Annotated in this window: 1 protein-coding gene; it reads right to left on the bottom strand. The window is 40.2% G+C overall.

Features of this window, described 5'->3' with window-relative positions:
• On the bottom strand, window positions 1–901 hold a 901-nt coding region (locus J8L88_RS23390; RefSeq protein WP_211062083.1), incomplete at both ends, for a DUF11 domain-containing protein.

The following is a 901-nucleotide window of genomic DNA, read 5'->3' as shown; positions in this document are numbered from 1 at the left end:
TAGCGCCTGTTGGTGCATTAACTGTAGCAGTATAGGTCACTGTAATCGAACTATTTGTAGGTACAAATAAATTTGTCCAAGCAGCAGTGTTATTAGGAACATCTGCTGTACCTGTATCATTAACAGTACCTAATGTTAATCCAATAGGTAAGACATCTTCTACTGAAACTCCGGTAGCATTACTTGTACCATCATTGGTAATCGTTAATTCATATACTAATGTATCTCCTACATTAGGCGTAGCACTACCACTTTGTAATCCTTTGCTAATACTTAAATCTGCTTCCTGGGGTGGAATCGTAATACTATCCTCATCATCATCAGCAATACCGTCTCCATTATCATCAACTGTATCATCACTTGTCGGATCACTATCTGGATCAAACTGATCACTAGCCGTAATCTGAGCAGCATTCGTGTATTCGCCAGCTGTTCCCGTGGGTGCATTGACTGTAGCTGTATAGGTTAAGGTAATACTTCCATTATTAGAAGGGATACTCAAGCCACTCCAATTCGCAGTATTATTTGGAAGATCTGGAGTACCTCCATTATTAACGGTTACTAAGGTAAACCCTGCTGGAAGAACATCTTCTACTGATACGCCTGTAGCAGCATCTGGACCAGCATTACTAACAACTAAACTAAAGGTAACTGTATCGCCAACATTTGGACTGCTATTATCAATACTTTTCTTAATACTCAAATCCGATGATTGAACAGTAACAACTGCTGTGTCCTCATCATCATCAGCAATACCATCTCCATTATCATCAACTGTATCATCCTGCGTCGGATCACTATCTGGATCAAACTGATCACTCGCGGTGATCTGTGTTTGATTGAGATACTCATCAGCAGCTCCCGTTGGAGCATCTACAGTAACATCAAAACTTAATACCAG

Origin of the sequence: Aquimarina sp. MMG015 (assembly GCF_018100855.1) — a bacterium.
In the GTDB taxonomy this organism is placed as follows: domain Bacteria; phylum Bacteroidota; class Bacteroidia; order Flavobacteriales; family Flavobacteriaceae; genus Aquimarina; species Aquimarina latercula.
This window is presented reverse-complemented; position numbering and strand designations above follow the sequence as displayed.